Below are 22,445 nucleotides of genomic sequence, written 5' to 3'. Positions count from 1 at the left end.
CCCACGCCGGACAGGAAGCCACGGACGATTGAGTGTAACTATAGTTGCGCAAGACGCCGCGAATCGAAACTGTCATATGACCGTCATAGAATCGAATGGCACATTGCCTTGCATCAAGACCAGTACAACGGCGGAGTGCCACGCGTTGGCGATAGCCTGCTATCGTGGCACGATTGCCAGGTTAACGACCGAGAACAACCAGATCATGCCGCATACCATCGCGAAGAACCTGTCCCTGATCGCCGCCATCGACCTTGGCTCCAACAGTTTTCACATGGTCGTGGCCAAGGCCCACCATACCGAAATCCGCATCCTTGAGCGGCTCGGCGAGAAGGTTCAGCTGGCCGCCGGCATCGACGAAGAGCGCATGCTCAGTGAAGAGGCAATGGAAAGAGGCCTGGATTGCCTCAAGCGCTTTTCCCAGCTGATCAACGGCATGCCGGCAGGCTCCGTGCGTATCGTCGGTACCAACGCCTTGCGCGAAGCGCGCAACCGTAACGAATTCATCCAGCGCGCCGAAGCCATCCTCGGCCACCCGGTGGAGGTCATCTCCGGCCGTGAAGAGGCGCGCCTGATCTACCTGGGCGTGTCGCACACCCTGGCCGACACCCCCGGCAAACGCCTGGTCGCCGACATCGGCGGCGGCAGTACCGAGTTCATCATTGGCCAGCGCTTCGAGCCGCTGCTGCGCGAAAGCCTGCAGATGGGTTGCGTAAGCTTTACCCAGCGCTACTTCCGCGACGGCAAGATCACCCCGGCCCGCTATGCCCAGGCCTACACTGCCGCGCGTCTGGAACTGATGAGCATCGAAAATGCCCTGCACCGCCTGACCTGGGATGAGGCGATCGGCTCATCCGGTACCATTCGCGCCATCGGCGCCGCCATCAAGGCCGGCGGACTGGGCAATGGCGAGGTCAACGCCGAAGGCCTGGCCTGGGTCAAACGCAAGCTGTTCAAGCTGGGCGAGGTCGACAAGATCGACTTCGACGGCGTCAAGCCAGACCGCCGCACCATCTTCCCCGCTGGCCTGGCGATTCTCGAAGCGATCTTCGATGCCCTTGAACTGCACCGCATGGACCACTGCGACGGCGCCCTGCGCGAAGGCGTGCTGTTCGATCTGCTCGGCCGCCACCACCACGAAGACGTGCGCGAACGCACCCTGAACTCGCTGATGGAGCGCTATCACGTGGACCAGGGCCAGGCTGCGCGCGTCGAGCGCAAGGCCTTGCACGCATTCGACCAAGTGGCCGACGCCTGGGACCTGAAAGATGGAAACTGGCGCGATCTACTGAGCTGGGCAGCGAAAGTGCACGAAATCGGGCTGGATATTGCCCATTATCACTACCACAAGCACGGTGCCTATCTGATCGAGCACTCGGACCTGGCAGGCTTCTCCCGGGAAGATCAGCAGATGATGGCCCTGCTGGTACGCGGCCACCGCCGCAACATCCCCAAGGACCGTTACGCCGAACTGGGTGATGAAGGGGTCAAGCTGCTGCGCCTGTGCGTGCTGCTGCGCTTTGCCATCCTGTTCCACCATATCCGCGGCACCCAGCAGATGCCAAAGGTAGAACTGCACGGCGGGGACAACAGCCTGGATGTAGCCTTCCCTGATGGTTGGCTGGAGCAGAACCAGCTGACCCAGGCCGACTTCGCCAACGAGGCGGAGTGGCTGGCCCGGGTCGGCTTCGTCCTCAGCGTACGTTGAGGACCGGGTTGCTCAGGCGCTCCAGCAGGGTCGCCTGAACGCTGCGCGGGTTCTGGTTGCCGGTCGGGGTGCTGCGCACGTAGCGCCCGTCTGGCTGCAAGGTCCAGGCGTGGGTATTGTCGGTCAGGTAGCCTTCCAGCTCCTTCTTCACCCGCAGCAACAGCTTCTTGCCTTCCACCGGGAAGCAGGTCTCGACACGCTTGTCGAGGTTGCGCTCCATCCAGTCGGCGCTGGACAGGTAGATCTGCTCTTCGCCGCCATTGAGGAAGTAGAACACCCGCGTGTGCTCGAGGAAGCGGCCAATGATCGAGCGCACCTGGATGTTGTGCGAAACCCCCGGAATACCCGGACGCAGGCAGCACATGCCACGCACCACCAAGTCGATTTTCACGCCCGACTGGCTGGCCTTGTACAGCGCCTTGATGACTTTGGCGTCGGTCAGCGAGTTGAACTTGGCGATGATGTGCGCCGGTTTGCCTTCGAGGGCAAACTGGGTTTCCCGCGCGATCATGTCGAGCATGCCCTTTTTCAGGGTGAACGGCGCATGCAGCAGCTTCTTCATGCGCAGGGTCTTGCCCATGCCGATCAGCTGGCTGAACAGCTTGCCGACGTCTTCGGTGAGCGCATCGTCAGAGGTCAGCAGGCTGTAGTCGGTGTACAGGCGGGCGTTGCCGGCGTGGTAGTTACCGGTGCCCAGGTGCGCGTAACGCACGATCTCGCCCTGCTCGCGGCGCAGAATCAGCATCATCTTGGCGTGGGTCTTGAAGCCAACCACACCGTAGATCACTACCGCACCAGCCGCTTGCAGGCGGCTGGCCATCTGCAGGTTGGACTCTTCGTCAAAACGCGCACGCAACTCGATCACCGCAGTGACCTCCTTGCCGTTACGCGCCGCGTCCACCAGGGCGTCGACGATTTCCGAGTTAGCCCCCGAGCGGTACAGGGTCTGGCGCACGGCGAGCACGTGCGGGTCCTTGGCGGCCTGGCGCAGCAGGTCGACCACTGGTGTGAAGGACTCGAACGGGTGCATCAGCAGGATGTCCTGCTTGCTGATCACACTGAAAATGTTGTCAGCGTTCGCCAGCAGCTTGGGGATAGCCGGGGTGAACGGTGTGTATTGCAGTTCCGGGTGGCTGTCCAGGCCGGTGATGCTGAACAGGCGGGTGAGGTTGACCGGGCCATTGACCTGGTACAGCTCGCTTTCGCTGAGGCTGAACTGCTTCAACAGGTAGTCCGACAGGTGTTTCGGACAGGTGTCGGCCACCTCCAGGCGCACGGCGTCACCGTAGCGGCGCGAGAACAGCTCGCCGCGCAGCGCGCGGGCCAGGTCGTCGACCTCTTCAGAGTCCAGCGCCAGGTCGGCGTTGCGCGTAAGACGGAACTGGTAGCAGCCCTTCACCTTCATGCCCTGGAACAGGTCGTCGGCGTGCGCGTGGATCATCGACGACAGGAACACGTAGTTTGCGCCCGGGCCGCCTACCTCTTCCGGCACGCGAATAACCCGCGGCAGCAGGCGTGGCGCCGGAATGATCGCCAGACCCGAGTCGCGACCGAAGGCGTCCACCCCCTCGAGCTCAACTATGAAGTTGAGACTCTTGTTCACCAGTAGCGGGAACGGGTGAGTCGGGTCGAGGCCAATCGGGGTAATGATCGGAGCAATTTCGTCGCGGAAGTAGCGGCGTACCCAGGTCTTGAGCTTGGGTGTCCAGTAACGGCGGCGGATAAAGCGGATCTGGTGCTTTTCCAGCTCAGGCAACAGCACGTCGTTGAGGATCGCGTACTGGCGCTCCACCTCGATGTGCACCAGTTCGCTGATGCGCGCCAGCGCCTGGTGGGGCTGCAGGCCATCGGCTCCGGCCTGTTCACGGGCGAAGTTGATCTGCTTCTTCAGGCCAGCGACGCGAATCTCGAAGAACTCGTCGAGGTTACTGGAGAAGATCAACAGAAACTTGAGGCGTTCCAGCAGCGGGTAGCTCTCGTCCAGTGCCTGCTCCAGCACCCGGATATTGAACTGCAGTTGCGAGAGTTCGCGATGAATGTACAGGCTGCTGTCGTCCAGGCCAGGGACGGTGATTGCCGGAGACGGCGCGGGCGCGGGCGCCGGAGCCACAGGCTCGACCACCTGCTCCGCTACAGGCTCGGCCGCCGGAGGCAGGTCGGGCGGGGTCTGCACCATCTCTTCTGGGAGCTCCTGAGCATCCTTGATCGCGACAGGGCTTAGCACTTCATTATTCATCTGGCGTTCCTGAGGACGTTAACGCCCTATCATCTATTGAGCGGCAAGATAAGCGCCCATTATGACGCCCGTGTTACACACATGGGCAAGCCGTGGCAAGTGGCCTCTGGCATTGTCTGCGCTGAAATTGTTCACGTCGAGACACATTTGGACACTTTCACGAACGCGCGCGAAGGGGTAGGCTGCGCGTTCATTTCGCCAGCACCTCAGAAAATGCTTCAACAATTCCTGCAGGATTTCGGCTACTTCGCCCTTTTTCTAGGCACCTTCTTTGAAGGCGAGACCATTCTGGTGCTTGCGGGTTTCCTTGCGTTCCGCGGTTACATGGATATCAATCTGGTGTGCCTGGTGGCCTTCTTCGGCAGCTACGCGGGCGACCAGTTGTGGTACTTCATGGGCCGACGCCACGGGCGCAGGATCCTGGCGCGCAAGCCGCGCTGGCAGGCAATGGGTGACCGCGCGCTGGACCACATCCGCCGCCATCCTGATATCTGGGTGCTGAGCTTCCGCTTTGTCTATGGTTTGCGCACGGTCATGCCGGTAGCCATAGGCCTGTCGGGTTACCCGCCACGCCGCTACCTGCTGCTGAACGGGATTGGCGCGGGCATCTGGGCAGTGGCCCTCGGCGCCGCGGCCTACCACTTCGGCGCCATCCTCGAAGGCTTGCTGGGCAACGTCAAGCGCTACGAGCTATGGGTGCTTGGCGGTTTGGTGGCGCTGGGCGGCCTGCTTTGGCTGCGCCGGCGCTTCCGCGCGTTGCGCGCGGAGCGCAGGGCGGCGAGCCAGCCCCAGCCCCCAGAGGCTGAGCAGGCTGTAAGCCACGAGCAGAAACCAGGTCAGCGGCACGACCACCGCTAAACCCAAGGCGCCGGCCAGGTACAATGCCGGCGCATTCAGAAACAGCCGCGCCAGCTCCAGGCGTGCAGACCAGGGCCGGTTCTCCAGCAACGCGCCCAGTACGAACAAACCAAACGCCATCAGTGACCAGCCGAGCACCAGCGCGGCGACCGGCACGCGCTCGGCCACGTCCATCAAGTAGCTACCCAAGGCCACGTAGACCACGAACTGCGCGGCCACATAGGCTTGCTGCGCGCGCCCTAGGGCAATCTCGAACTTGCGAAATAGCGCCAGGTCCTGCTTGGACTGTGGGTAGCGTGCAGCCACATCGGCCGGGCGCCAGCCGGTAGGCATGAACCAGATACGCAGCTTGTCCCACAGGCTGGTGGTGCGCCGGGCGTCGTGCCAGAGCTGGGCATAGAACTGCAGATTGGCCCATAGCGGGTTCCAGCTGGCCAGCGGCGTGGTCACCCCGAACACCACCGGCTCGGCCGGGTCCTCCTCCTTGAAAGTGCCGAACAGGCGGTCCCAGAGAATGAACACACCGCCGTAATTGCGATCCAAGTAAGCAGGGTTTTGCGCATGGTGGACGCGATGATTGGATGGCGTGATCAACACCCACTCCAGCCAGCCAAGCTTGGGGATATGCCGGGTATGCACCCAGAACTGATACAGCAGGTTGAGCGAAGCCACGGTGATGAACACCAGTGGCGGCACGCCCAGCAGCGCCAACGGCAGGTAGAACAGCCACGAGAAAATGAACCCGCTACTGGTCTGGCGCAGCGCCGTGGTGAGGTTGTACTCCTCGCTCTGGTGATGCACCGAGTGCGCAGCCCACAGCACGTTGCGCTCATGCCCCAGGCGGTGCAGCCAGTAGTAACAGAAGTCGTACAGGACAAAGGCCAGCAACCAGACCCACCCTGCCTCTGCCGGCAATCGCAGCAGCGCCAGGTGCTCGAAGGCCAGGGCATAGGTGACCAGCCCTACGCCTTTGGTCAGCAGCCCGGTACTGGTCGACAGTGCGCCGGTACTCAGGCTGTTGATCGAATCGGCCAAGGTGAAATTGCGCTGGCCACGCACACGATCGGCGACCAGCTCGACGGCTATCAGCACAAAAAAGAACGGCACGGCCAGCAGTATCAGGTCCATGGGCGCGACCTCAGGCGTTATCCACCAAGATTAGGCCGCACCCGCAGGAATCCCTATGGCGACATCTGCCAAACTAGAGGACATTTAGCGCCTCGACACTGGAGTAATGAGCATGACAAAAAAAGTAGCGGTGATTCTTTCCGGCTGTGGCGTGTATGACGGCGCCGAAATCCACGAAAGCGTGATCACCCTGCTGCGCCTCGACCAGCGCGGTGCGCAGGTGCAGTGCTTCGCGCCGAACATCGCACAGATGCATGTAATCAACCATCTGACCGGCGAAGAAATGCCCGAATCGCGCAATGTGCTGGTGGAGTCGGCGCGCATCGCTCGCGGCGAGGTCAAGGATATCCGTGAGGCCAAGGCCGAAGACTTCGATGCGCTAATCGTGCCGGGCGGTTTCGGCGCAGCAAAAAACCTGTCCAACTTTGCCGTGGAAGGCGCCAACTGTAGCGTGAACCCAGACGTGCTGGCCTTGGCCGAAGCCTTTGCCGGCGCCTGCAAACCCGTTGGCCTGATCTGCATCTCGCCGGCGCTGGCGGCGAAGATCTACGGGCCGGGCGTGGTCTGCACCATCGGGAGCGACGCCGGCACTGCGGCGGCTGTCGAAAAGATGGGCGGCACCCATGAAGAATGCGATGTACACGACATTGTCGAAGACACCCAGCGCAAGCTCGTGACTACCCCGGCGTACATGGAGGCCAAGTCGATCAGCGAGGCGGCGGGCGGGATCTACAAGCTGGTGGACAGAGTGCTGGAGCTGACGCACGAGTAAGTTACTGCGTTAGCTTCTTCGCGGGCACGCCCGCTCCCACAGGTCCTGTAGGAGCGGGTTTACCCGCGAACACCGGCAGAGCCGGTGCCATCCACCGCGCTACGCTGGGCTGTCGCCTACAGGAACCATGTCAGCGCTCAGCTTTTCGAGAGCCGGGCAATGATCCGGTCCAATGCATTGGCAAACGCCTGCTTCTCGCGCTCCCCATAAGCCGCCTGTCCGCCCCCCACCTGGCCCTGCTCACGCAGCTCGGTGAACAAGTTGCGCGCCGCCAGGCGGTCGCCCATGTTGCGCTCGTCGAACTCACGCCCACGCGGGTCCAGTGCGGCCACGCCCTTTTTCACCAGGCGGTCGGCCAGCGGCACGTCACTGCAGATCACCAACTCGCCCGGCACGGCGTGCTCCACAATGTAGTCGTCGGCCGCATCCATGCCGCTGGGCACCACGATCAGGCGCACGATCGCGAACGCCGGCTTGGCCACCGCCTGCCCCGCCACCATCACCACCTCGAACTTGCGCTTGAGGGCGAACTTGACGATCAGATCCTTGGCCGCCTTGGGGCAGGCGTCGGCATCGATCCATACACGCATTGGACACTCTCTACATGAACTCAATGCGCCCATCATGCCTGAAGCGCAGCGAAAGCTGGAGCAGGCCTGTGCTGGAAAAATGGCGCCAGATTTCAATTACCGCTTATCCGACCCCGCCACTCAGGCTAAACTCGCCACAGCTTCAATGGCCTGCCCGAGCGCGCAATGAACCACCCTCACGAAATACGCCCTGACCTGGACGAAGGCATCGACCGCAAGGTCCTGGCGACATTGCGTGCGCGCTTCCTGCATCTCAACCAGGGCCGACTGCAGCGGGCAAAGGAGGGCCTGTCAACGCGCCAGCAACAGGTACTGTCGTTGCTGCCGCTGCTGTTTCACGTGAACCACCCGCTATTGCCGGGTTACGTCTCCGGCAGCACCCCCGCGGGCGTATCGGCTTACGAGCCAAGCGCCGAGCTGGTGGCAGATGCCCAACGCCTGGCCCGCTCGTTCATCTACAAGGCCCAGCATGGCAACCCGCCACGCCCGATCCACGGCCTGTTCCTGATGGGCAGCCTGGGCTCGCTGGCGCAGGCCGAGCACAGCGATATGGACCTGTGGGTGTGCCATGCCCCCGGCTTGCCCGAACAGCTGCTGGGTGAGCTGCGCCGCAAGTGCCAGCTGCTGGAGGTCTGGGCGGCAAGCCTGGGGGCCGAAGCACACTTTTTCCTGATCGATGCACAGGGCTTCGCCCAGGGTCAGCGCGATGGCCAGCTCGGCTCCGACGACTGCGGCACCACCCAGCACTACCTGCTGCTGGATGAGTTCTACCGCACCACCCTGTGGCTGGCCGGGCGCACGCCGCTGTGGTGGCTGGTACCGGTGTACGAGGAGCACAACTACTACAGCTACACCCAGACTTTGCTGTCCAAGCGCTTCATCCGCAGCCAGGACGCCCTTGACCTCGGCAACCTGGCGCACATTCCGCCCGGCGAGTTCGTCGGCGCTGGCCTGTGGCAATTGTTCAAAGGCATCGACTCGCCCTACAAATCGCTGCTCAAACTGCTGCTGACCGAAGCCTACGCCAGCGAACACCCTGCGGTGCGCTGCCTGAGCCTGGACTACAAGCAGGCAGTGTTTGCCAACCAGCTCGACCTCGACGAGCTGGACCCCTACGTGATGGTCTACCGGCGCATCGAACGTTACCTGCTGCAACGCGGCGAACCCGCGCGCCTGGAGCTGGTAAGGCGCAGCCTGTACCTGAAGGTGAACAAGAAGCTCAGCGACCAGGGCCGCAGCCATGGCTGGCAACGCCGGCTGCTGCAGCGCCTGGCCGACGAATGGGGCTGGGACCAGCGCCAGTTGGCCCTGCTGGACAGCCGCAGCCACTGGAAAGTGCAACAGGTTGCCGTCGAGCGCCGCGAGCTGGTGGCCGAGCTTAACCTCAGTTATCGCTTCCTCAGCCAGTTCGCCCGCACCCAGAACGCCAGCAGCCGCGCTGACCAGCGCGACCTCAATGTGCTGGGCCGGCGCCTGTACGCTGCCTTCGAGCGGCGCGCCGGCAAGGTCGAAGTAATCAACCCCGGCATCGCCCCTGACCTCGCCGAAGGCACCCTGACACTGGTTCAGGCACCCAACCGCAAGGAGCCGGGCAGCTACCACTGGGAGCTGTACAGCGGCAACCTGAGCACCCATGAAGTGCAGCACTTCAGCCCGATCAAGCGCTGCCGCGAGCTACTGGAACTGCTGGCCTGGGCCCATCGCAACGGGGTGATCGACAGCAGCACCCGCATGGCACTGCATCCAGGGGCCAGCGACCTCGGGGAGTTCGAGCTGTTCAACCTGCTGGGCTGTCTGCGGCAAAGTATCCCCCTGCCCTTGCCGACCGTCAGCGAAGTGCGCCTTTTGCAGCCCAGCGTTGCCGATGAGGTGTTGTTGCTGGTCAACGTCGGCGTCGACCCGCTGCGCCACCACCGCGGCCTGAACGTATTGATGACCACAGAGCGCACCGACGCGTTGAGCTACGCTGGCGTGCGCGAAAACCTGGTTCTGACCCTGGACCAGGTCACCGTCAACAGCTGGAACGAGGTGCTGATCCAGCGCTATGACGGCGAACACGCGCTGGTGCGCTGCCTGCGCGACTTCCTCAACAGCCCGGCGCAACGCGGCCACCGGCCACGGGTGCGGGTACGCTGCTTCTGCCAAAGCCGCGCCCAGCCTATCGGCCAGCGCGTAGAGGAAATTTTCGACACTGTGCAGCTGCTGCGGGACCAAGGGCTCCACCACCGCTACCTGCTACAAGTGGCCCAACACACCCATGTGCTGGAGCTTTTGCCCGAGCATGTCAGCCTGACGACCCTGGCCGAGCATGAGGCACTGCTGGCCTACCTGGGCGAAGAGCGCGGCACCTACAGCCCGCTGTACCTGGATGCCAATGCCCTGCAGGATCACGATCTGCGCCTGGTGCTGGAGCAAGGCCGGCCAGCCTGTATTCAGGTGTTCTACCGCCTGCAGGGCGGCTGGGCCGACGTGTATGTGCTGGATGAATACAACGCATTGTGGCAACAACGTCTGCCGCTGCATGACGAAGCGCATCTGCTGTTGCCACTGCAACGCTTTCTGCGCTCGGTGGTGATGCGCCGCGATGCACGCCTGCCCCTCGATAGCCTGCGGCCCGCCTCGCTGGATATCCACTTCGCGCAGCTGTTGCCCTCCGGCCCAGGCAAGGCACGCAGCATCGAGCCGCGCCTGGTCCCGGCCGAGGGCAGCGACCAGCCTTACTATGAGGTACAGGCGATTATCCAGGCCGGTGTAGCGGGTGTGGCGCATGTGACGTTGTACTGCGATCAGCAGGAGTTTTCCGAGCTGGAACATGGTGAGCAGCTGTACGCGGTGGTGGCCCGGCAGATCATCGGTCAGCGGTCTGGCGAAGAGCGGTACCGGTGCTATATCACCGACCTGGATTTGTCCGAGCTGCTGGATGACCGGCTGGGGGCAACGCAGGTCTACCTGAGCTACAAGCGGGTGCTGGAGCAGGCTTTGAATGAGGGGCTGGAACAGGTTTTGGCGCAGGGCGCCTGAACTCGCAGCACAAGACCGCTGTGGAACAGCCTTGTGCTGCAAATGGGCCGCGAAGCGGCCCCCTGGCCCTTACAGGTCGTAATCGCCCGCCGCTTCCGGCTGGTACTCCACTTCCAGCAGCTTCAGCTTGAGGGTCTTGCCCCCCGGTGCCGGCCAGTCGATCTGCTCGCCCACCGACAGCCCCAGCAAGGCGCAGCCAATCGGCGCCAGGATCGAGACCTTGCCTTCCGGCCCGGCATCCTTGGGGTACACCAGTGTCAGGTGGTAGTCCTTGCCGCTGGCTTCCTCACGGCAGTGCACCCGCGAGTTCATGGTCACCACGCCCGCCGGTACTTCCTCGTGACCGACCACCTGCTCGGCGCGGTCCAGCTCGTCCTGCAGGGCGAGCACACCCGGCGTACTCTCGTCGAGGCTGTCGATCAGACGCTCCAGACGCTGTACGTCCAATCGGGTGAGGATTAGGGAAGGCTTGGTGCTCATGATCCAGTCAGACTCCTTTGAACAGGCAGTTTTCAATGCGCAAATAAAGCAAAACCCCGCCCAAGGGCGGGGTTTGAGAAGGCTTTGGCGTCACCGACGCAGAACCCGACACTACCACAGCCGGGCAAATACTCAAGCCCCTGCGTTCAGTGTGCCTTAGCCTGCTCGCGCAAGACCTGGGCCTCGCGGCAGATCTGCCGGCGCCGTTCGTCATCGGCTGAGCGCCATTCGCGAATGTGCTCGACATGCCGATGGCAACCGGTGCACACCCGCTGTTCGTCCAGCCGGCATACGCTGATGCACGGTGACGGCACTGCCGGGCTGACGTTGCTGTAAAGCGGCTTGGGCGGCCGGGCCTGGGCGCTACTCATGTCAGATTTCGTCGAAGTCCAGCTTCTCGCCGGCCCGCTCCCAGACGATACGCTCAAGCATTTCACCCAGCAGCTCTTCGCTCTTTTCGCACACCCATTTGCCGCTGTCTTCGTCGTAATCGAAGTGGAAACCACCGGAGCGGTCGGCAAGCCACAGCTGGCGCAGTGGCTCCTGACGGCTGAAGATCAGCTGGGCACCGCCCTCGAACTTGACGGTCAGGACACCGGCGGAGTTCTCCATGTCCAGGTCCAGACCGCTCTCGTCGAACAGATCTTCCAGGGCCTGTTGGGTCGCGTCGACCAGATCATGGAAACGCGCTTCACTCAAACTCATTGCAGGAACCTCGAAATTGGCTGCGTTACAGGCAAGCCGGGCAAGATACGGGCGCTTGCCGCCGAATGCAAAGGTTTAGCCGTTGCCTTCACCGGCCTCTTCGCGGGCAAGCCCGCTCCTACAGAGGGCTGCGCAGAGGCTAAGCATAGCCCGCCCGGCGGACCGGTCCTTGCATAGGCAAGCCGCCGGTCGCTCGGTATACTCGGGCGCAATACTGCATTTTTCTAAGGATTTCACCCATGAAGCGCCTGATTTCCTCCTTCGCGGCGCTGGTCGCTGTTGCCTGCCTCGTTTCGGCCTGTGGCCAGAAAGGCCCGCTGTATCTGCCTGAAGATGGCGATAACGGCAAAGCGCACAAGTCGCACCAGCACCAGCCAAAAGCCGAGCCGGCCCCGGAACAAGAACAGCAGCCTGAGCTGCAGTCCGAGCCCGAGCAGTCGCCAGCGCAGTAAGGAAACCAGATGAACGCTTTCAATTACCGCGACGGTGAGCTGTTCGCGGAAGGCGTGGCCCTGTCGGCCATTGCTGAACGTTACGGCACCCCGACCTATGTGTACTCGCGCGCCCACATCGAGGCCCAGTACCGTAGCTACGCAGACGCCCTGCAAGGCACCGAGCACCTGGTGTGCTTCGCGGTCAAGGCCAACTCCAACCTTGGCGTGCTGAACGTGCTGGCGCGCCTGGGCGCAGGCTTCGACATCGTCTCCGGCGGTGAACTGGAGCGTGTGCTGGCCGCTGGCGGGCGTGCCGACCGCGTGGTGTTCTCCGGCGTCGGCAAAACCCGTGAAGACATGCGCCGCGCCCTGGAAGTTGGCGTGCACTGCTTCAACGTCGAATCCACCGACGAGCTGGAGCGCCTGCAAGTAGTCGCCGCCGAAATGGGCAAGGTTGCCCCGGTGTCGCTGCGGGTCAACCCGGACGTCGATGCCGGTACCCACCCGTACATCTCCACCGGCCTTAAAGAAAACAAATTCGGCATCGCCATTGCCGATGCCGAGGCCATCTACGTACGCGCCGCACAGCTACCGAACCTGGAAGTGGTTGGTGTCGACTGCCACATCGGCTCGCAGCTGACCACCGTCGAGCCATTCCTCGACGCCCTCGACCGCCTGCTGGTGCTGGTCGACCGCCTGGCCGAGTGCGGCATACACCTGCGCCACCTGGACCTGGGTGGCGGTGTCGGCGTGCGCTACCGCGACGAACAGCCACCACGGGTGGCCGACTACATCAAGGCCATCCGCGAGCGCGTGGGCGAGCGCGACCTGGCCCTGGTGTTCGAACCAGGCCGCTACATCGTCGCCAACGCCGGCGTGCTGCTGACCCGCGTGGAATACCTCAAGCACACCGAACACAAGGACTTCGCCATCATCGATGCAGCGATGAACGACCTGATCCGCCCGGCCCTTTACCAGGCCTGGATGGGCGTCAGCGCAGTCAAGCCACGTGCAGGCGAAGGCCGTGCCTACGACCTGGTCGGCCCTATCTGCGAGACTGGCGACTTCCTCGGCAAGGACCGCGTACTCAACCTGGCCGAAGGTGATCTGCTGGCCGTAGAGTCCGCGGGCGCCTATGGTTTTGTCATGAGTTCCAACTACAACACCCGCGGCCGTTGCGCTGAAATCCTGGTCGACGGCGACCAGGCGTTCGAAGTACGCCGCCGCGAGACCGTCGCCGAACTGTATGCTGGCGAAAGCCTGCTGCCGGAGTAAGCCCATGCTGCTGCGTTTTACCAAGATGCATGGGCTGGGCAACGACTTCATGGTCCTGGACCTGGTCAGCCAGCACGCGCACATCCAGCCCAAGCACGCCAAGCAATGGGGTGACCGCCATACCGGTGTCGGCTTCGACCAGTTGCTGATCGTCGAGGCGCCGAACAACCCGGAAGTGGACTTCCGCTACCGCATCTTCAACGCCGACGGCTCCGAGGTCGAGCAATGCGGCAACGGTGCTCGCTGCTTTGCCCGCTTCGTGCTGGACAAGCGCCTGACCGCGAAAAAGCGCATCCGCGTGGAAACCAAGAGCGGCATCATCGTGCTGGACGTGCAGAACGACGGCCAGGTGAGTGTCGACATGGGCCCACCCCGCTTCATCCCTGCCGAAATCCCCTTCGTTGCTGACGCGCAGGCGCTGAGCTACCCACTGGAGGTCGACGGCCAGCTGCATTCCATAGCCGCCGTGTCCATGGGTAACCCGCACGCCGTGCTGCGTGTCGACGACGTGCATACTGCCCCCGTGCACGAGCTGGGCCCGAAGATCGAAAACCACCCACGCTTCCCACAGCGGGTGAATGCCGGCTTCATTCAAGTCATCGACCGCCACCGCGCCAACCTGCGCGTGTGGGAACGCGGCGCCGGCGAAACCCAGGCTTGCGGCACCGGCGCCTGCGCCGCGGCCGTGGCGGCGATCAGCCAGGGCTGGATGGACTCCCCGGTGTCCCTCGACCTGCCCGGTGGCCGCCTGCACATCGAATGGGCCGGCCCCGGCAAGCCCGTGATGATGACCGGCCCGGCCGTACGCGTCTACGAAGGACAGGTTCGTCTCTAAACGAGTAACCGCCATGACCGATCAGCCCAAGGTTGTACCCAAGCAGTCCGCCGAGCTCGATGCCGAAGCGGTGGTCGCCTACCTGCGCGCCCACCCTACCTTCTTCGCCGAGCACGACGAGCTGCTGATCGAACAGCACATCCCGCACCAGCGAGGTGACAGCGTGTCGCTGGTGGAACGCCAGCTCAAGCTGCTGCGTGACCGCAACATCGAAATGCGCCATCGCCTGTCGCAACTGATGGACGTGGCCCGCGACAACGACCGGCTGTTCGACAAGACCCGCCGGCTGATCCTTGACCTGCTCGATGCCGGCAGCCTGGAAGAAGTGGTAATGGCGGTCGAAGACAGCCTGCGCCAGGAATTCCAGGTGCCCTTCGTCAGCCTGATCCTGTTCGGCGACAACGTCGCGCCGGTCGGGCGCTGGGTCAGCAATGCCGAGGCGCAGCAAGCCATCGGTGCCCTGCTGGGCGGTGGCAAGACCGTCAGTGGCAACCTGCGCGAGCACGAGCTGGCTTTCCTGTTCGGTGAAGAACAGCGCCAGGAAGTGGGCTCCAGCGCCGTGGCAGCTCTTGAGTACCAAGGGCTGCACGGGGTGCTGGCCATCGGTAGCCGCGACCCGCAACACTACAAGAGCAGCGTCGGCACCCTTTTCCTCGGCTATATCGCCGAGGTGCTCGGCCGCGTTGTGCCACGCGTTACCCAGACCCTGCGCTCGGTACGCTGATGAAACGCCAGCTGGAGGCTTATTGCGCACACCTGCGCAACGAGCGCCAAGTGTCGGAGCACACCTCGCTGGGCTACCGTCGCGACCTGGAAAAAGTCATCGCCTACTGCGAAGAGCACGGCATTGCCGACTGGCAGGCGCTGCAAATTCAGCAACTGCGCCAGTTGGTCGCTCGCTTGCACCACCATGGCCAGTCCCCGCGCAGCCTGGCACGCCTGTTGTCGGCAGTGCGCGGCCTGTACCGCTACCTCAACCGCGAAGGCCTGTGCCAGCACGACCCGGCCACCGGCCTGAGCGCGCCCAAAGGCGAGCGTCGGCTGCCCAAGGTACTGGATACCGACCGCGCACTGCAGCTGCTCGATGGCGGCGTGGACGACGACTTCATCGCCCGGCGTGACCAGGCGATCCTCGAACTGTTCTATTCCTCGGGCCTGCGCCTGTCCGAGCTGACCAACCTCGATCTTGATCACCTCGACCTCGCCGCCGGCCTGGTACAGGTACTGGGCAAGGGTGGGAAGGCCCGCGTGCTGCCGGTGGGTCGCAAGGCTCGCGAGGCGTTGCAGGCCTGGTACCGTTTGCGCGGCATCGGCAACCCGCGCGACCGTGCAGTGTTCATTACCCGCCAGGGCAATCGCATCAGCCCCCGGGCCGTTCGGCTGCGGGTAAAGGCCGCCGGTGAGCGTGAGCTGGGCCAACACCTTCACCCGCACATGCTTCGCCATTCTTTCGCCAGCCATGTGCTGGAATCGTCCCAGGACCTGCGCGCGGTGCAAGAGATGCTCGGCCATGCCGACATCAGCACGACGCAAATCTACACCCACCTGGACTTCCAGCACCTGGCCGCGGTGTACGACAGCGCCCACCCTCGGGCCAAACGCAGCAAAGGCACAGACTCATGAGCATCAAGCTGATCACCTTCGACCTCGACGACACCCTGTGGGACACCGCGCCGGTGATTGCCACCGCGGAAGTCGTGCTGCGCGACTGGCTCGAGGCCAACGCACCAACCCTCGGCAGCGTGCCGGTGGAACACCTGTTCGCCATCCGCGAGCGCCTGGTGCAAGCAGAGCCCGGCCTCAAGCACCGCATCAGCGCCCTGCGCAGGCGCGTGCTGTTCCATGCCCTGGAAGAGGTCGGCTACAGCGAGCAGCACGCGCAGGCGCTGGCCAACGAAGGCTTCGAAGTGTTCCTGCATGCCCGCCACCAGGTGGAGATCTTCCCAGAGGTGCAACCGGTGCTTGAGATCTTGCGCCATCAATACATCCTGGGCGTGGTCACCAACGGCAATGCCGACGTCAGCCGGCTGGGGCTGGCAGACTACTTCCGCTTTGCCCTGTGCGCCGAGGACCTGGGCATTGGCAAACCAGACCCCGCACCATTCCTTGAAGCATTGCGCCGTGGCGAGGTGGACGCGGGTGCGGCGGTTCATATTGGCGATCACCCTGGCGATGATATTGCCGGTGCTCAGCGCGCCGGTTTGCGCGCGGTGTGGTTCAACCCGCAGGGCAAGGCCTGGGCTGGCGAACAGGCGCCGGATGCCGAGATCCAGCGCCTGTCGCAACTGCCTGACGTGCTCGCGCGCTGGCGCTGACGGGGCCGCTTTGCGGCCCATTCGCGGGCACGCCCGCTCCCACAGGGACCGCGCAGGCCCTGGACCTTGTGGTGAACCTGTGGGAGCGGGCATGCCCGCGAAGAGGCCGGAACAGGCAACACAAAACCCACAGGCATAAAAAAGCCCGCAGCGACGGCGGGCTTTTTTGCGATCAACCACTCAGATAGGGCGGCTGCCGTACTTGTTGTCTGGCTTCTTGGGCGGGTCGGCGACCACGTTGGCCTCGACTTCCTGCACCTTGCCGCCGCGAGAAAGGAATTCTTCCATCGCCTTGGCCAGTGCATCACGCTCTTTCTGCTTGGCTTCCATGCTCGGCATCTCGTCTACCGAGACCGCCGCCTTGGATTTGCCCTTGGCAACGGGTGCCGGGCTGCTGTCGTCATCGCCAGCATCTTCCACGCCGTCATCAGCCGCCGCCTCGAGGCCCTCATCACCCTCGTCTTCGTCGCCTACTTCGAGGTCATCATTTTCCAGATCGTCGTCGCTCATGTTCTACCTCATGACTTGCGAAAAGCAGGTTGGTTATAGACCAGTGCAGCCGTAGACCGGCAGCCACCAGTGAAAATTCAACTGGCCGTGGGTTAGGCCACTGCCCTTGGGTCGGCACTCCTGATGGGAGGCGGTACCCAGCAGGCCCTGCTCCTGGCAGGACCTGACAAATCCATTAGCCCCTGCTGGCCACACGCTATTGGCAAGCCTAGCAAAGGCTGGCGAAGTGTGTGGACTACTCGTCAAACACCCTTCGGCGCGCATTCTAGCGCGCCCGTGGAAAAAGCAAAGCACCATAAACGCCCTGCGACTTGTAAGTTTTTTACCTACGTCACGAACGTGTCGAATAAACCGTTTGCCGTGCGGGAAATGCTGAAAAACTGGCAAAAAAATGCCCGGCAAGCCGGGCAAGTTTTTACCGCGTCGCAGTTACAGGTTGTAGCCGCGTTCGTTGTGCTGAGCCAGGTCGAGGCCGACCGACTCTTCTTCTTCGTTGACCCGCAGGCCCATCACAACATCCAGCACCTTGAGGATCACGTAGGTGACGATAGCGGTGTAGACCACAGTGAAAATCACACCCTTGGCCTGGATCCAGACTTGCATGCCGATGTCGGTGACGGTACCGAAGCCACCCAGTGCCGGGGCTGCGAACACACCCGTGAGGATGGCACCGATGATGCCGCCAACACCGTGCACGCCGAAGGCATCCAGCGAATCGTCATAGCCGAGTTTGCGCTTGAGGGTGGTCGCGCAGAAGTAGCAGATCACACCCGAAACCAGGCCGATGATCAGCGCGCCAATCGGCCCGACGGTGCCCGCAGCCGGGGTGATGGCGACCAGGCCAGCCACCACGCCCGACGCGATGCCCAGCGCACTTGGCTTACCGTGACCGACCCACTCGGCGAACATCCAGCCCAGTGCGGCGGCGGCGGTAGCGATCTGAGTGACCAGCATGGCCATGCCAGCAGTACCGTTGGCGGCAGCAGCAGAGCCTGCGTTGAAGCCGAACCAGCCGATCCACAGCATTGCCGCGCCCATCAGGGTATAGCCGAGGTTGTGCGGGGCCATCGGGGTGGTCGGGTAACCTTTGCGCTTACCCAGCACCAGGCAGCAGACCAGGCCTGCGATACCGGCGTTGATGTGCACCACGGTGCCGCCAGCGAAGTCCAGTACCCCCCAGTCCCACATCAGGGCACCGTCACCGCTCCACACCATGTGTGCGATCGGCGCATACACCAGGGTGAACCAGATACCCATGAATACCAGCATCGCCGAGAACTTCATGCGCTCGGCAAAGGCGCCGACAATCAATGCCGGGGTGATGATGGCGAACGTCATCTGGAAGGTGATGAACACCGCTTCGGGGAACAGCGCGGTGGCCGAGGTCAGGCTGTCAGGCGTGACACCGCTGAGGAAGGCCTTGGAGAGCCCACCAACGAAGGAGTTGAAGTTGAGCACGCCCTTTTCCATACCGCCGGTATCGAAGGCCATGCTGTAGCCGTAGACGACCCAGAGAATGCTCATCAGGCCGGTAATTGCAAAGCATTGCATCATCACCGACAGCACGTTCTTGGAACGCACCATGCCGCCATAGAACAGGGCCAGGCCCGGAATGGTCATGAACAGCACCAGCGCCGTTGCGGTCAGCATCCAGGCGGTGTCGCCGGAGTTCAGCGCTGGGGCAGCTTCCTCTGCCAGGGCAAGCCCGGGCATTACGAGGGACAATAGGGCTCCTAGCCCTGCGATCTTACGCAGAGTCATGTTGTTTTCTCCTGGGGCGTTGGGTTTGGTGAGGCTTTGTTGCTGCTTAAATCGCGTCGGTATCGGTTTCGCCGGTACGGATGCGGATTGCCTGCTCCAGATTCACCACGAAAATCTTGCCGTCACCGATCTTGCCGGTGTTGGCTGCCTTGGTGATGGCTTCGATTACCCGATCAAGGTCCTTGTCATCGATGGCGACATCGATCTTCACCTTGGGCAGGAAATCGACCACATATTCAGCACCGCGATACAGCTCGGTGTGGCCCTTCTGCCGACCGAAGCCTTTGACTTCAGTGACGGTGATGCCCTGCACGCCGATTTCCGACAGCGACTCGCGCACGTCGTCCAACTTGAACGGCTTGATGATGGCTGTGACTAGCTTCATGAAACTCTCTCCCGATTTGGTGGACTTGCCCCAGGAAAACAAACCCGTCTCAAGTCTAAGCGCAGCGGTTGGCTTTGTAACGCGTCGTCGGCATCCGGCTCCGCGTGCGCACTGCCTGGTCACAAGGAACTGCTTCAGTGCATGGCTCGTACAGGTCATTGCAGAAACCTTGCCAGTTCCGACAAAGCGCCGAAAAACAGAGAGTTATGTGATTTGGTCGGGATTGGCCAGTCGCCAGCATGGGAAACATGCACAATTTCGGTGCGCAGCAGCGGGGCAAGTTGCGCGAAAAATGTGCAACGGATTAGTAACCGCAGATCATTCTTTTGTGGGAGCAACTGTCTTGCTCAATTTCTAAAAGTTGCCGCGATTGTGGGAGCGGGCTTGCCCGCGAACACGGGCGAAGCCCGTGCCATCCACCGCGGTGTCTTCTTCGCGGGTAAACCCGCTCCTACGAAGGCCAATGTGCACTCAGGCGCCAGGTTTGTGCGTGCTACACTGGCGGCCATTTCTCCGTTTCAGTGGACAGCCCCATGCTCGCGCCCAAAGCCCTTCTCGATGCCCTGAGCGACCAGGCCTCGCGCCTGTTCAGCAGCGATGCCGCCCAGCCCCGTGCGGAACTGGAAAGCCAGTTCAAAGTGTTGATGCAAGGTGCCTTCAGCAAGCTGGACCTGGTCAGCCGTGACGAATTCGACAGCCAGATGGTCGTACTGGCGCGTACCCGCGCACGCCTAGAGGCCTTGGAAAAACAGGTAGCCGAACTGGAAGCCCGGTTGAACCCAACCTCACAGGATGAGTGAATGCAGCCCTCCAGCGCATACCCGGTACTGTTGTTTTCCTACGGCACCTTGCAGGATAAAGCCGTGCAACTGGCCAACTTTGGCCGTGAGCTGAACGGCCAGGCCGACCGTATGCCGGGCTACCGCCTGGACTGGGTCGAGATCACCGACCCAGGCGTACTGGCGACCAGCGGCAAGTCCCATCATCCCATCGTTTCCCCCAGCGGCCAGGCCAACGACAGCGTGGCCGGCATGGTCTTCCAGATCAGCGAAGACGAACTGGCAGCGGCGGACCGCTATGAAGTTGCCGACTACAAGCGCGTCGCCGTCACCCTTGCATCGGGCCTGACAGCCTGGGTTTATGTACGTGCCTGAGACGGTCCGATGCAGGCTGAACCCGCAACGACTCGGTGTGGGTGAAGGCCTGTTTCGGTGGTAGCTCACTTGCATGCAGTGTGCCGCGGAACAACGCCGCCCCGCACTGAGTAAACAGCGTCTTCACCCGGTTGTGCGAATTGAGGATCTCGGCCTGGATATCACCAATGGCCGAATCCCTTGGTTGCAAGCTGGCCGCTCGGTTGACCCATTCGATGGCGGCAAAGCGGCTTTGCTTGCGGGTGCCACGCCCCTGCATCCAGGCCAGCCCCAGTTCGGCGCTGGCACGCCCTGCAAGCCACGGGTCCGGGTGCTCGACCAGGCTCAGCAGGTAAGCAACCGCCTCGGTCCGCTCCTGCGCCTCACCAAACCGGCGTAACAAAATCCCCAGATGCAAACGCGCACGCGCGTTGATCTGCGGGTTGCCCAGCGCGTCGACAAGCAGGCGCCTGACCGCCAGCATGGCACTGCGCTCGTTCAAATCCTCATCGCCGTCCATGCGCAGGCAGGCCAGGTTGTATTTGGCCTGCCTGCTGCCCGCCTCCACCGCACGCTGCAGCCAATACCCGGCTGCCTCGTCGTCCAAGTAATGCGCCGGGGTGTTGGCCAGGCCGCCATGGTGCAGCTCGTACAGGGCCAAGGCAGCACCCGGCAGGTTCAGTTCGGCGCAGCGTTCATACAGGTAACAGGCCACTTCATGCCGGTTGGCTGCCCACAGCAACCGTGCCACTTCAAGCACTTCGAACCCCGGTGCCTGGCCCGCGCACTGGCGATTCACCGCCCGTTGCAACCATAGCCTTGCCTGCTCGGCCGAGCGTGGCAGCGCCCACAGCCCGAAACGGTGCCCGGCCGCGCGTAATGCACAGGCAGCAGCATGTGAACGGCCGTCACACAGGCGCTCAATGGCGCCGTGTAACAGTTGCCTCTCATCTGCCATGCCATCGCGCAGTATCAGCTCGGCCAAACAGCGAAAAGGCACGCCCATGGCGCGGATGGTGCCGAGATCGGCATTGCACGCCAAGCTCGCGGCAAAGTCGCGCATCGCGCCAGCATGGTCGCCCGATGCCCTGCTACGCAGCGTCCCCCGCCATGCCAGAACAACGGCACGCTCTCTGAGCCTTAACGGGCGTTCTGACCAGTCTTCGACCACCTGCTGCCAGTCGGCGACGGCCTGCAACAGGTCAGCCTGTGGCAGCAACAGGCGGCCTTCGACGGCCATCCAGCGCAGCGCATTACGCAAGCGCTCGTCCCAGGTCGCGCACAACGGGCCATTGACCAACAGCTCGAACGCATCGAGGCTGCCGCCCCAGCGGGGCAGCAGGTACACAGCAAGGGCCTGGATCGCTTCGAAGCAACCGGGGCGGGCGATCAGCGCATGGCGCAGCCAGTAATAGCGAGGGTCTTCGTTTTCATGAACGATCCGCTTGCCCAGGTAGAGCGGCAGCGCCTGTGGCAGCTCGGCCAAGGCCAACAGCCCATGCCTCACCAGCAACGGCGCTGCAGCTTCCTGCACCTCTACATCGGCATGGGCACTGGGCCTGAAGCGTGCAGGCTCCCCATGAAACAGTTGCAGCAACCAACCAGGCTCATGGAACTGCGCACTGATGCGCAGCATGCCAATGGCCGCTGCCACGGGGTGCGCAGAGCGGTCCATTGCACGCAATAGGTGCGCGGTGGCGGATTCACAAATTTGCTCGACAGCCAGCAAGCGTGCAGCGTTGCGTTGGCCACCAACCTGCACCTGGCAGGCCCGGTGGAAGCAGTGCATACCCATTACCACTTGTGGGTGGTATGCCCTGGGGCAGGCATCAATCCAGGCTCTGAGCACTTGGCTCAGGGCCCTGTCACTCTGGTTTTCCTGGTCGAGCAGCATGTGCCCTTCAATGGCCGCCAGGTAGGCCGGGAACTCGCCGGTCGGGGCCTGACGCCACTGAGCCTCGAGCCTGTCGAAAAAGCGGTTGAGTTCAACGAATGCACTGGCCTGCACCAGTTCGCGAATTGCCTGGTGCGTGCAGGTGAGCGTTTGCACGGAGCAATACCTCAAGTCCATTTGAAAGAAGACGCAGTGCCATCCCATGGCAACTGCGGTTGCCCAACAACACTAAGTCATACCTGACAACTGCGCAAAGCCTATTGGATCCATTTTTGCCGATCCGTAGGAAACCGCAGGGAAAACCCCTGCCCTGAAAAACCACGACGCACACTTGTTGCGCCTGCCATGGCAGCACTGGCTATTCTTTGCCCAGCCGCAGGAAGCGGCATTTTCCAGCAACAATGG

Annotated in this window: 21 protein-coding genes and 1 pseudogene; 12 read left to right on the top strand and 10 right to left on the bottom strand. The window is 62.8% G+C overall.

The window, feature by feature from the left end; translation table 11 throughout:
• The first annotated feature begins 205 nt into the window (after positions 1-205).
• Positions 206-1,708 (top strand): exopolyphosphatase, encoded by a 1,503-nt coding sequence (gene ppx, locus INQ47_RS06065; RefSeq protein WP_252460475.1) that lies wholly within the window; start codon positions 206-208, stop codon positions 1,706-1,708.
• Here ppx and ppk1 read toward each other — a convergent pair.
• Positions 1,695-3,944: a polyphosphate kinase 1 gene (gene ppk1 / locus INQ47_RS06060; protein WP_252460439.1), complete on the bottom strand. Its 2,250-nt coding sequence runs from the start codon at positions 3,942-3,944 to the stop codon at positions 1,695-1,697. The two genes, ppx and ppk1, sit on opposite strands and share 14 nt — an antisense overlap.
• A gap of 213 nt (positions 3,945-4,157) precedes the next feature.
• On the opposite strand from ppk1, the gene INQ47_RS06055 reads away from it, so the two are divergent.
• Positions 4,158-4,802 carry a DedA family protein gene (locus INQ47_RS06055; protein WP_252460438.1) on the top strand — a complete coding sequence of 215 codons (645 nt, stop codon included), beginning with the start codon at positions 4,158-4,160 and terminating at the stop codon, positions 4,800-4,802.
• Positions 4,803-5,303: 501 nt separating this feature from the next.
• On the opposite strand, the pseudogene INQ47_RS06050 reads toward INQ47_RS06055, so the two are convergent.
• Positions 5,304-5,930: pseudogene (locus INQ47_RS06050) on the bottom strand (sterol desaturase family protein); the annotation flags it as partial.
• 112 nt (positions 5,931-6,042) lie between these two features.
• Between INQ47_RS06050 and elbB the strand changes: the two are divergent.
• Complete coding sequence (gene elbB, locus INQ47_RS06045) at positions 6,043-6,702, top strand: isoprenoid biosynthesis glyoxalase ElbB (RefSeq protein WP_252460437.1); 660 nt, start codon at positions 6,043-6,045, stop codon at positions 6,700-6,702.
• 137 nt (positions 6,703-6,839) lie between these two features.
• Here the strand turns inward: elbB and INQ47_RS06040 are convergent, their stop codons facing one another.
• Complete coding sequence (locus tag INQ47_RS06040; RefSeq protein WP_003253654.1) at positions 6,840-7,292, bottom strand: YaiI/YqxD family protein; 453 nt, start codon at positions 7,290-7,292, stop codon at positions 6,840-6,842.
• Positions 7,293-7,457: 165 nt separating this feature from the next.
• On the opposite strand from INQ47_RS06040, the gene INQ47_RS06035 reads away from it, so the two are divergent.
• Positions 7,458-10,313 (top strand): class I adenylate cyclase, encoded by a 2,856-nt coding sequence (locus INQ47_RS06035; RefSeq protein ID WP_404701323.1) that lies wholly within the window; start codon positions 7,458-7,460, stop codon positions 10,311-10,313.
• Positions 10,314-10,382: 69 nt separating this feature from the next.
• Here INQ47_RS06035 and rnk read toward each other — a convergent pair whose 3' ends face one another.
• From rnk to cyaY, 3 genes are all read right to left on the bottom strand, one after another.
• The gene (gene rnk, locus INQ47_RS06030; protein WP_003253652.1) at positions 10,383-10,793 is read right to left on the bottom strand and encodes a nucleoside diphosphate kinase regulator; all 411 of its coding nucleotides are present in this window, start codon (positions 10,791-10,793) and stop codon (positions 10,383-10,385) included.
• Positions 10,794-10,939: 146 nt separating this feature from the next.
• Positions 10,940-11,164, bottom strand: a complete 225-nt coding sequence (locus tag INQ47_RS06025) for a DUF1289 domain-containing protein (RefSeq protein WP_003253651.1) — start codon at positions 11,162-11,164, stop codon at positions 10,940-10,942.
• Position 11,165: 1 nt separating this feature from the next.
• Complete coding sequence (gene cyaY, locus INQ47_RS06020; RefSeq protein ID WP_004575827.1) at positions 11,166-11,498, bottom strand: iron donor protein CyaY; 333 nt, start codon at positions 11,496-11,498, stop codon at positions 11,166-11,168.
• 239 nt (positions 11,499-11,737) lie between these two features.
• On the opposite strand from cyaY, the gene INQ47_RS06015 reads away from it, so the two are divergent.
• The 6 genes from INQ47_RS06015 to INQ47_RS05990 are packed head-to-tail and all read left to right on the top strand — an operon-like array spanning position 11,738 to position 16,357.
• Positions 11,738-11,950 (top strand): lipoprotein, encoded by a 213-nt coding sequence (locus INQ47_RS06015; RefSeq protein ID WP_176682839.1) that lies wholly within the window; start codon positions 11,738-11,740, stop codon positions 11,948-11,950.
• A 9-nt stretch (positions 11,951-11,959) separates the two neighbouring features.
• A complete protein-coding gene (gene lysA, locus INQ47_RS06010) occupies positions 11,960-13,207 on the top strand; it encodes a diaminopimelate decarboxylase (protein ID WP_010955746.1) in 1,248 nt (415 codons plus the stop codon).
• Between the two features lie 4 nt (positions 13,208-13,211).
• Complete coding sequence (dapF, locus tag INQ47_RS06005) at positions 13,212-14,042, top strand: diaminopimelate epimerase (protein WP_014592814.1); 831 nt, start codon at positions 13,212-13,214, stop codon at positions 14,040-14,042.
• A gap of 13 nt (positions 14,043-14,055) precedes the next feature.
• On the top strand, positions 14,056-14,766 hold the full coding sequence (locus INQ47_RS06000; protein ID WP_209969222.1) for a DUF484 family protein: 711 nt from the start codon (positions 14,056-14,058) through the stop codon (positions 14,764-14,766).
• Positions 14,766-15,665, top strand: a complete 900-nt coding sequence (xerC, locus tag INQ47_RS05995; protein WP_176682842.1) for a tyrosine recombinase XerC — start codon at positions 14,766-14,768, stop codon at positions 15,663-15,665. The genes INQ47_RS06000 and xerC overlap by 1 nt, the downstream gene beginning before the upstream one ends.
• On the top strand, positions 15,662-16,357 hold the full coding sequence (locus tag INQ47_RS05990) for an HAD family hydrolase (RefSeq protein WP_021783510.1): 696 nt from the start codon (positions 15,662-15,664) through the stop codon (positions 16,355-16,357). The genes xerC and INQ47_RS05990 overlap by 4 nt, the downstream gene beginning before the upstream one ends.
• A 180-nt stretch (positions 16,358-16,537) precedes the next feature.
• Here the strand turns inward: INQ47_RS05990 and sutA are convergent, their stop codons facing one another.
• The 3 genes from sutA to glnK all read right to left on the bottom strand — a co-directional run bounded on the left by sutA (position 16,538) and on the right by glnK (position 19,013).
• A complete protein-coding gene (sutA, locus tag INQ47_RS05985) occupies positions 16,538-16,867 on the bottom strand; it encodes a transcriptional regulator SutA (RefSeq protein WP_021783509.1) in 330 nt (109 codons plus the stop codon).
• A 429-nt stretch (positions 16,868-17,296) separates the two neighbouring features.
• Complete coding sequence (locus tag INQ47_RS05980; RefSeq protein WP_404701322.1) at positions 17,297-18,628, bottom strand: ammonium transporter; 1,332 nt, start codon at positions 18,626-18,628, stop codon at positions 17,297-17,299.
• A gap of 46 nt (positions 18,629-18,674) precedes the next feature.
• Complete coding sequence (gene glnK / locus INQ47_RS05975) at positions 18,675-19,013, bottom strand: P-II family nitrogen regulator (protein WP_002555808.1); 339 nt, start codon at positions 19,011-19,013, stop codon at positions 18,675-18,677.
• Positions 19,014-19,546: 533 nt separating this feature from the next.
• Here glnK and INQ47_RS05970 point away from each other — a divergent pair.
• Together INQ47_RS05970 and INQ47_RS05965 are read left to right on the top strand one after the other, a co-directional pair.
• Positions 19,547-19,813: an accessory factor UbiK family protein gene (locus tag INQ47_RS05970; RefSeq protein WP_003253640.1), complete on the top strand. Its 267-nt coding sequence runs from the start codon at positions 19,547-19,549 to the stop codon at positions 19,811-19,813.
• Positions 19,814-20,167, top strand: coding sequence for a gamma-glutamylcyclotransferase family protein (locus tag INQ47_RS05965; RefSeq protein WP_021783507.1), 354 nt, complete (start codon positions 19,814-19,816; stop codon positions 20,165-20,167).
• Here the strand turns inward: INQ47_RS05965 and INQ47_RS05960 are convergent.
• Positions 20,121-22,217, bottom strand: a complete 2,097-nt coding sequence (locus tag INQ47_RS05960; RefSeq protein ID WP_404701321.1) for a DUF4034 domain-containing protein — start codon at positions 22,215-22,217, stop codon at positions 20,121-20,123. The genes INQ47_RS05965 and INQ47_RS05960 overlap by 47 nt on opposite strands.
• Between the last annotated feature and the right edge of the window lie 228 nt (positions 22,218-22,445).

It is taken from the genome of Pseudomonas sp. 3HC3 (genome assembly GCF_044904505.1).
GTDB lineage: Bacteria > Pseudomonadota > Gammaproteobacteria > Pseudomonadales > Pseudomonadaceae > Aquipseudomonas > Aquipseudomonas putida_Y.
This window is presented reverse-complemented; position numbering and strand designations above follow the sequence as displayed.